We start from the raw sequence: 7,839 nt of genomic DNA on the forward strand, positions 1-7,839 counted from the left end.
ACGTTCGATAACGCAGCGCGGTCGTCCCACCGCCGACAGGGCGGCGCCGTGCGCTTGCCGAATCCCGTCCGCGGGAACCGGGGAACCACTTCCTGGGGTGAATCGGGGGCCCTCCGCGGTCCTCGTAGGAGACCTTCCTGCTCCGAACCCGTCAGCTAACCCGGTAGGCGAGAAGGAAGGAAAGGAGTGCGCCCGCGTGGCGTCGAACGAGCCTGCCCTGATACCCGGACAGCAACAGGGGTCCGTCAGCGCATACCCCGAGTGGGACACCGCCGAGTGGAACATCGCCGCCGGCTGGAACCCCCCGGCAGCCGAGCAGGCACCGCCGACGAAGAACGCGATCGACGGCTGGGACACCGGCCAGTGGAACATGGCCGCCGGCTGGCTCGACGCGGCCGCCGCCGCGGAGACGACCTCCCAGGACGCCACCGTCGCGGAGCACGAGGCCGCCGGGCACGAGGCGTACGAGGCCGCCGCCACCACCGCCACCGTCGCCACCCACCCGCTCCCCGAGGACATCGAGGCCTTCGCGGACGCCCGGCACAGCGAGGACGCCGAGGACATCGAGGCCTTCGAGGCCTTCGAGGGCGCGCCCCACGAGGGCCCGCCGGCCGAGCCGTGGAACCCCACCGAGGAGTCCGCCGGGCCCGTGCGCGGCCGGCACCGCGTCGCCAAGCAGCGCTCCCTGGGCCGCGGTTCGGCGGTCTTCGGAGTCGCGGCCGTGGCCGTGCTGGGTGTCGGAGGGGTCGCCGCCGCCGAGGGCAAGAACCCCCTCCCCGTCTCCCTTCCCCATCTGCCCGAGGCGTCCGAACTGCCCGGCATCGGCGCGCTCGTCGACGACGACAGCGCCCCCGAGGCCAAGCCCGTCGCCGAGGCCCTGAGCCCCGACGCGGGTGAGGCGCTGCGCAACCGCATCCTCGACCAGGCCCAGCAGCAGCGGAACGCCGCCGACCGGGCCGCCAGGACCGCCGCGCAGCAGGAGGCCTCGGCCAAGGCAGCCAAGTCCGCGGCGGCGGAGCGGGTCCGCGCTGAGGCCGCCGCCAAGAAGAAGGCCGCGGAGGAGGCCGCGAAGAAGCTCGAGGCCGCCCGCCTGGCCGAGCTCGCCAAGAGCTTCGTCAAGCCGGTCACCTCGTACACCCTGACCGCGGGCTTCGGCGAGTCCAGCTCGCTGTGGGCCAACACCCACACCGGCCAGGACTTCGCCGCCCCGACCGGCACCCCGGTCAAGGCCATCCACAGCGGCACCATCACCGAGGCGGGCTGGGCCGGTTCGTACGGCTACCGCATCATCCTGACCCTCGACGACGGCACCGAGCTCTGGTACTGCCACCTCTCCTCGATGATCGTCACCTCCGGCAAGGTCACCACCGGTGACACCATCGGCCGCGTCGGCGCCACGGGCAACGTCACCGGCCCGCACCTGCACCTCGAGGTGCGCCCCGGCGGCGGCGACCCGATCGGCCCGATGGGCTGGCTGCGCAGCAAGGGCCTGTCCGTCTGAGACGAGCGACCGGCCACGCACGACCACACGGACTCCGGCGGCCTTGGCGACACCCCCCGTCACCCAGGGCCGCCGGTCCGTGTCTACGGGACGACGAAGTTGTAGAGCTCCGAGATCCTCGGCGGCCCGCTCGGCTCCGGGAAGCCGGACTCCTTGGCGGCGGGCATCATGATCTCCATGAAGGCCTCGAGCGCCTGCGCGGACTGCCAGACGTTCACCAGCCGCAGGCCCTCGTTGGTGATCACGGCGGCGTGCGAGAGCAGCCCCGCGGGAGGGTGTTCGGGCCCGAAGCCCGCGCGGTGGTTCGCCTCCTCGTACTGCAGGGCCGTCACACCGGGGAACTCGACCTCCGTCAGGACCGGCATGGGAACCTCCCGCCTCCCACCGACACGCCTACGCCCCAATTTCCTCCGGCCGCACCCCGGCCGCAATCCGGAACGCGGCTAGAGAGCCTCCAGCCGTACGTCCGCGGAGTCGCAGGCCGCCGTCTCGTCGGCGTACACCTCGCAGACCGGCCGCCCGTCGGGGGTCATCGTGTGCTCGACCTCCCAGAGGCTGATCTCCTCGCCGGTCGCCAGCAGGAAGGCATGCTCGTACAGCGTCCAGCCGGCGACCCGGCCGGTGCCGATCCGGGTGTGCCGCCCGGTGACGTACGCGATGTCGTGGCCCACCGCCGCGCCCAGCCGGCTGCGCAGCTCCTCGCCCGGTACGTCCGTGTTCTCGGCACGCCGCAGCACCCGCCACGCGTGCTCCGCGGAGTGCTCCTCCGTGTACTGCCGAGGTCCGGGCGTCAGGTCCATCGCCAGCTGCGGCAACCGTGCCAGCCAGTCCGCCGCCTCCGCCTCCAGCTCCTCCGGCGAGGGCTCCCCGAAGCGCGCGTCGATCGCGTGCTGGGCGACGGCCAGCGCGTCCGGGTCGGAGTACACCTCGTACAGCGGTTCGTCGGCGCCGGGGCCGGTGTTGTGCTCGATCTCCCACAGCAGCTGTGTGCTGCCGTCGGCCAGCAGGAACGTGTGCCGCAACGTTCTGCGGCTCAGCCTGCGCGGCGGACCCTTGCGCTGGCGGAAGGACGCAAGCTCCGTGCAGCCCATCAGCGCGGTCGACAGCCGCCCCAGCACGCGGTCGTCGACGTCGAAGGCGTTCTGTGCCCTGGCCAGCACCACCTCGACGTCCGCCGGACCCGCCCCACCTGGTCGCGCGTTCCCCATGCGGCCCTCCTGCTCACGGCATTCCCCGCGCACCATTGCGAGCACTCAGCGTAGTGGCACCGACGCGCTGCGCGTCAGGACTCCCGGAAAAATGGTGCACCCCCACCCGTAGGAGGCGCGTAAGACGGGAAACGCACGCCCCCTGCTGCCACTATGCGCCCATGCGCGCACTCTTCGTAGGCCTCTGCACTCTCGATGTCATCACGCTCGTCGACCACGTCCCGGCCCCGAACGAGAAACTCACCGCCCGCGCCCAGACCATCGCCGCCGGCGGCCCCGCCACGGGCGCCGCCGCCACCTTCGCCCACCTCGGCGGCGAGGCCGTGCTGCTCACCGCCTTCGGCGGCCACGTCCTCGCCGGCGCGATCGACGCCGACCTCGCGGCCCTCGGCGTCGACGTCATCAACCTCACCGCGGACTCCCCCGAACCGCCCGCGGTCTCCACCATCCTGGTCACCGCCGCCACCGGCGACCGCGCCGTCGCCTCGACCAACGCGGCCTCAGGGACCTCCGTGTCCCCGCCCGGAGACCTCTCGGTCCTCGTCGGCGACGCCGACATCGTCCTCGTCGACGCCCACCACCCCGCCCTCGCCGTCCCCGCCGTCCGCCTCGCCCGCGCCGCCGGGGTCCCCACCCTCCTGGACGCGGGCAGCTGGCGTCCCGCCACGCCCACCCTGCTCCCCTACGTCGACGTCGCCGTCTGCTCCGCCGACTTCCACCCCCCGGGCACCTCCACCCCGGCCGACGTCCTCGCCTTCCTCCACGACGCCGGCGTCCGCTGGACCGCGGTCACCCAGGGCCCGTCCCCCATCCTGCGGCCCGGCGGGCAGATCCCCGTCCCGGCCGTGACCCCCGTCGTCGACACCCTCGGCGCCGGCGACGTCCTCCACGGCGCCCTCGCCCACCACCTCGCCGCCCACCTCACGACCCGCCTCACCCCAGCCGTCTTCGACGCCGCCCTCGCCTTCGCCGCGGACATAGCCTCCCGCGCCTGCGGTTCATTCGGCACGCGCACGTGGATGCGGGCGTGACGGGCGGGGCGGGTGGCTCACGACCGCCCGCGGCTCCGCCCGGCGAACAGCGTGAACAGCACGATGCTCACCCCGAGCACGGCCCACCCCACGGCGGTCTCCGACAAGGACGTCTGCGTCCGCTTCGGCAGCAGCGAGAGGCATCCGAGCACGACGAACATCGCCCCCAGGTAACTGAGCCCCGCCGTCAGCACCCACCGCATCAACCGGCCCGACCGCACGTTCGGCGACTTGTTGACCATGGGGATCCCGCCCTGTTCCTCGACGATGTCGCGACACCTGGGGGGCCGGTCACGCCCGCCCCCTCCGCAGTGCTTCAACGCTCGCCCACGGTCCCCGACACGGGTGTACGCAGTCACGAATTCACGGGTGTTGTGCACGGGGCTGGTGTGAATGGGCTACCGACAGCCGGCGTGGTGCCGTGGCCTCACCGCTCGCGCCGACTCCGAAGGGCGAGGGCCCCCGCCACGAAGATGACGACAGTGGTGGCCAGCACTGTCCAGAAGAATCCCGATTCTTGGAGAGAACGCAGGGCGTCCTGGGGAAGCAAGGCGAAGACGAGCAGGACCAGCCCGGTCGCGAGTGCATAGCTCACTCCCGCGCCCAGGAGTACGCGCAGCGCGCGGGAAGCCAGCGAGGGGTGCATACGTGAGGGCATGGTCGCTCCGGCTGTCACTCGGTGATGAAGTGGCATTGCGATGCGCGCCTGGTGCCAGCGACGAAGAAGTCCGCGCACGCCTTGCCGTAGTGCTTCAACGTGTGGTGCGTCGTGTCGACACGGCCGATTGAGCTGTGCAGCGTGCACTTGCGGTGCGTTTCGCCCCGGCTGATGAGGTAAGTACGGCCATTCGTGTCCGAGTAGCGCCAGTCGATACGCCAGTTGCACCAGTTCCCGCCGGCGCTGTCCATCCCGAAGCTGTCCTGCACGGACGCCTCCTGGCGGTTCACATTCCTGCCCGATCCGCGCACGAAGTGGCCAAGCGTGGTGGTGGGGAGGCAAACCGCCTGGCCCTTCGCGTCCAGGCAGAAGCCGACCACTTTCGCAAATCCCACCGCACTTGCCGATGAGGGAGTCGAGAAGCTGATCACCGTTGCGACTGCCGTGGACGTGGCCAGGGCGACCTGCGACACGTAGCGCGTCACCGCGTTGACTCGACCCATTGGGAACCCTCCGATGCTCGTGATGTCGTGACGCACCAGGAACGGCGGATCGGGTTCGGGTGATACGTGGTGTTGCATGCCGGTGACAGAAGGTCGCTCGGGGGGGTGGCGCAGGAACCTTAAAGCATCAGTTCAGTAACAGGAGTTGGGGCGTCAGCCTGCGGCGATGGCCGAGTAGGTCCAGACATCCGCCGGGAGTTCTTGGCGGAGGCGCCAGACGGCGCCCATCGGTTTGCTGCCCTTGTGTTCGACGTATTCGGCCGGGCCGAGGAGCTTCGTTGACGGCGCTCCAACCCTCGGCTTTGAGCGCCTTGATGCGTTCTTCGAGGCTGCCGGTGATGAGCCTTTCGTACAGCCCGGAGACGGGATCGAGGTCGTGGTTCGGATTCGTCACATAGGCCCCCCTGAGGCGAATCGGCGCGGTCCAGTTTTAACAGGAGCCACTGACACGTATGGCGTGCAGTGCGCGACGGGTGCGGCCTGCGGGCGGAGCATGGGGCCATGAGGCAGAGCGAGACGCCGGTCACGGATGGGTTCGAGCAGGCGATGGAGGCGTTGCGGAGGGCGCCGTACGGGGCGGTGGACGAGGCGTTGTGGGAGGTGGAGGGGAGCGTGTTGCGGGAGGTGCGGGGGCATTTGGAGGCGTGGGAGCGGGTGGTGCGGGGGCTGGAGGCGGGGCGGGAGACGGCGCGGGGGGAACTGGTGTGCCGGGACGGGGTGGCCTCGCTGGTGCGGAGGTTGCCGGGGCCGGTGGCGGAGCTGTTCGGGGAGTCGCTGGGGGAGGTGGACGGCCGGTACATCGAGCTGACCGTGGAGGACGAGGCCGCGCCCGGTGGTGAGAGCGGCTGGTGGTGGGGACGGCGGCCGCGCGCCGGGTGGGCGTGACAGTGGGTGCGGGCACACTGGAGCCATGTGCCGAAGCATCAAGACCCTGCGCCCGCCGATGACGCCTGAGGTCGGCGAAGAGGACATCCGGGCCGCGGCCCTGCAGTACGTGCGGAAGATCTCCGGGTTCCGGGCGCCGGCGGCGCACAACCGGGAGGCGTTCGAGGAGGCTGTGGATGCGGTGGCGGCGGCCACGCGGGAGCTGCTGGACGGGATCCAGGTGCGGGGCCAGAAGGCCTCGTAGTCCCTGCGGGTGGTTCCTCGTAACGGCATGACACTGAGTGGTTGATCGGTGACGGTAGGTTGTGGGCTGCTCGAACCGGTCCGTCGCTGCACTGAGGTGTGCCATGTCCGTTGTCCGTAGGGCCCTCGTCGTCACCGCTCTGACCGCCGTGCTGCTGGCCGGCGCCGTCGTGTGCCAGTCAGCCGAGTGACGTCTGCTGGTGCAGGCCGGGGATCGTGAGCCGCTGCGCGGTAAGCAGCTGGTTGTACGTCACGACCTGCGTGAAGAAGAGCGGGATGGGGATCGTCAGCCCGGGCGGCAGCGGGGGCGGCATGTCCGGGGTGAAGGTGACCGGGAGCAGGCCGAGGAGGTTGCCGCTGAGGGCGCGGGTGAGCAGGACGACCGGGCGTCCGGTGGCGGTCGTGGTGCTCAAGGGCCGGGCGTCCGATTCGAGCTCGCCCTGGCAGGGGGCCCACGGCGGCGGCTCGGGGGAGACGTGGCCGATACCGGGCAGCCCGATGTCCAGCAGCGGCAGGCCGAGCCCGGGCAGGCCGTGGAAGGGCGGGGTCCAGTCGCGGGCGTGGCGGCGGGCGCAGGCGGGGGAGAGCAGGCCCGCGGTCTGGCGGAGGCTCGCGATGTCGGCCCGCCAGACGGTGAAGACCAGGACGCGTTCGGCGCCGGCGTGCGTGGGGACGGCGGCGATGCCGTGGTACGTCAGCCCGGTCAGGATCAGCAGCGGGGTGAGCACCCGAAACGGCTGCTCGGCGGCGAGCAGGCGGTCGCGGTAGCGGGCCGCGCCGATGGACAGTTCCAGGGAGACCTTCGGCAGGCACCAGGGGGAGTCGGGGGTGCCCAGGCGGATGCGGGCGGGGAGCAGGGAGAGCGGTTCGTCCATGCCGCCGTCGGAGGGGCGGCGGGGGAGGACCAGGTCGAGCAGCGAGTCGGGGCTGATCTTGTTGCCGGACAGGATGCCGGTGGGGGGTGCGCCGGCAGACGGCGCGGGGACCTTGGGCGGCGTACGGCGGGCGGACCCGCCCGCGCGTGGGGCCGGCGGCGCGTACGGGGTGGCGCCCGGCCGTCGCGGTGCCGGTGCCTGGGACGACGGCTGCTTGCCCCGCAGGCCCAGCAGGTCGCCCACCGCGCCGAGCAAACCGCCCGACGACTGCTGCGGGGCCGCGCGCTGGGACGGTACGGGGCTCGGGCCGGCGCCCTTCCGGGCGCCGCCCGGCGAGACGTCGAGCGAGCCGCGGACGGGGAGCGGGGCCTCCGCATCGACCCTGGCGTGGAACCCGTCCGGGGCGCGGTTCCTGGCCTTGCCGGTGCCGGTGCCGGTGCCGGTGCCGGTGCCGGTGCCCGTGACGGTGCCGGTGCCGTGCACGGTGGGGTTGCGGGCGTGGTACAGGCCGTCCAGCACGTCGCACACGGCTTCGCCCGCGCTGCGGTATCCCTCGGTGGACTTCGCGGTGCCGTCGCCCTTGGCGGCGCCGGCGTCGTGGGCCATGGCCATCGGTGCCGTCGACTGCAGCCCGCCGGCGAGCAGTGCCCCGCCGACGGGGAGGGCGCCGATGGCCCTCAGCCGTACGGCCCGGTTGCGTACGGCCCGTTCGCGCACGGCCTGGCCGCGGACGGCTGGGTGGGCCCCCGTCGTGGAGGCGGTATCGCCGCTCGGGCCCGAGGCCGTGGGCGGTGCCGGTTCCGTACCGCCCGCGGGGGCGGCCGGCGGGGCCGCCGGGGGCGGGGTGCCGTCCGGGGTGCCGCCCTGCGGTGCGCCGGACGAGATCGGAAAGAGCACACGTCTGAACTCCAGTCACGTTGGACTATCTGGGGGGG

General features: G+C 72.3%; 10 protein-coding genes and 1 riboswitch. Of the genes, 4 read left to right on the forward strand and 6 right to left on the reverse strand.

Annotated features, from left to right (window positions below; translation table 11 throughout):
* The first annotated feature begins 45 nt into the window (after positions 1–45).
* Positions 46–185: riboswitch (cyclic di-AMP (ydaO/yuaA leader) on the forward strand.
* Between the two features lie 185 nt (positions 186–370).
* Positions 371–1,501, forward strand: a complete 1,131-nt coding sequence (locus ACRWNP_RS02635; RefSeq protein WP_431959233.1) for a M23 family metallopeptidase — start codon at positions 371–373, stop codon at positions 1,499–1,501.
* An 83-nt stretch (positions 1,502–1,584) separates the two neighbouring features.
* Here the strand turns inward: ACRWNP_RS02635 and ACRWNP_RS02640 are convergent, their stop codons facing one another.
* Entirely contained in the window at positions 1,585–1,866 is a 282-nt protein-coding gene (locus ACRWNP_RS02640) for a hypothetical protein (RefSeq protein WP_431959205.1), read from the reverse strand.
* A 78-nt stretch (positions 1,867–1,944) separates the two neighbouring features.
* The gene (locus ACRWNP_RS02645; RefSeq protein ID WP_431959206.1) at positions 1,945–2,709 is read right to left on the reverse strand and encodes a DUF6227 family protein; all 765 of its coding nucleotides are present in this window, start codon (positions 2,707–2,709) and stop codon (positions 1,945–1,947) included.
* 161 nt (positions 2,710–2,870) lie between these two features.
* Between ACRWNP_RS02645 and ACRWNP_RS02650 the strand changes: the two genes are divergently transcribed.
* The gene (locus ACRWNP_RS02650) at positions 2,871–3,740 is read left to right on the forward strand and encodes a PfkB family carbohydrate kinase (protein ID WP_431959207.1); all 870 of its coding nucleotides are present in this window, start codon (positions 2,871–2,873) and stop codon (positions 3,738–3,740) included.
* Positions 3,741–3,757: 17 nt separating this feature from the next.
* On the opposite strand, the gene ACRWNP_RS02655 is transcribed toward ACRWNP_RS02650, so the two are convergent.
* The 3 genes from ACRWNP_RS02655 to ACRWNP_RS02665 all read right to left on the reverse strand — a co-directional run bounded on the left by ACRWNP_RS02655 (position 3,758) and on the right by ACRWNP_RS02665 (position 4,883).
* Positions 3,758–3,982, reverse strand: a complete 225-nt coding sequence (locus ACRWNP_RS02655) for a hypothetical protein (protein ID WP_431959208.1) — start codon at positions 3,980–3,982, stop codon at positions 3,758–3,760.
* 185 nt (positions 3,983–4,167) lie between these two features.
* Positions 4,168–4,398 (reverse strand): hypothetical protein, encoded by a 231-nt coding sequence (locus tag ACRWNP_RS02660; protein WP_431959209.1) that lies wholly within the window; start codon positions 4,396–4,398, stop codon positions 4,168–4,170.
* A gap of 14 nt (positions 4,399–4,412) precedes the next feature.
* The gene (locus ACRWNP_RS02665) at positions 4,413–4,883 is read right to left on the reverse strand and encodes a hypothetical protein (RefSeq protein ID WP_431959210.1); all 471 of its coding nucleotides are present in this window, start codon (positions 4,881–4,883) and stop codon (positions 4,413–4,415) included.
* A 519-nt stretch (positions 4,884–5,402) separates the two neighbouring features.
* Here ACRWNP_RS02665 and ACRWNP_RS02670 point away from each other — a divergent pair.
* Together ACRWNP_RS02670 and ACRWNP_RS02675 are read left to right on the forward strand one after the other, a co-directional pair.
* Positions 5,403–5,786, forward strand: coding sequence for a hypothetical protein (locus tag ACRWNP_RS02670; RefSeq protein WP_431959212.1), 384 nt, complete (start codon positions 5,403–5,405; stop codon positions 5,784–5,786).
* A gap of 25 nt (positions 5,787–5,811) precedes the next feature.
* Positions 5,812–6,030, forward strand: a complete 219-nt coding sequence (locus tag ACRWNP_RS02675; protein WP_431959213.1) for a DUF2277 domain-containing protein — start codon at positions 5,812–5,814, stop codon at positions 6,028–6,030.
* A 178-nt stretch (positions 6,031–6,208) separates the two neighbouring features.
* Here ACRWNP_RS02675 and ACRWNP_RS02680 read toward each other — a convergent pair whose 3' ends face one another.
* Complete coding sequence (locus ACRWNP_RS02680; RefSeq protein ID WP_431959214.1) at positions 6,209–7,801, reverse strand: hypothetical protein; 1,593 nt, start codon at positions 7,799–7,801, stop codon at positions 6,209–6,211.
* Between the last annotated feature and the right edge of the window lie 38 nt (positions 7,802–7,839).

The sequence above is a fragment of the Actinacidiphila sp. bgisy160 genome (assembly GCF_965342435.1).
Classification (GTDB): Bacteria; Actinomycetota; Actinomycetes; order Streptomycetales; family Streptomycetaceae; genus Actinacidiphila.